Source organism: Lysinibacillus sp. CTST325, from assembly GCF_054665055.1.
Genome location: NZ_BAAFHO010000073.1, coordinates 1 through 229, shown reverse-complemented (window position 1 = coordinate 229; position 229 = coordinate 1). Strand labels below are relative to the sequence as shown.

The window sequence follows — 229 nt, the reverse complement described above, 5'->3', positions numbered from 1 at the left end:
TACTCTCACAGGGGGAAGCCCCCAACTACCATCGGCGCTAAAGAGCTTAACTTCCGTGTTCGGTATGGGAACGGGTGTGACCTCTTTGCCATCATCACTAGACTATTGTCGGCTTTCAATATACGTCCTATTTCTTCGTCAGCTTCTGTCGTTCAGTCAGTCACGTACTTGAGTACGCTCCTTCCTTCTCTCCATCGCTTCCTCGAACTACTCGTATCTTGAAACCCTT

1 rRNA gene is annotated in these 229 nt (G+C 48.9%); it reads right to left on the bottom strand.

The features are described 5' to 3' along the window. Nucleotides 1–102 (bottom strand): 5S ribosomal RNA (gene rrf / locus ACYQ73_RS28405); the annotation flags it as partial. Nucleotides 103–229: the final 127 nt, after the last annotated feature.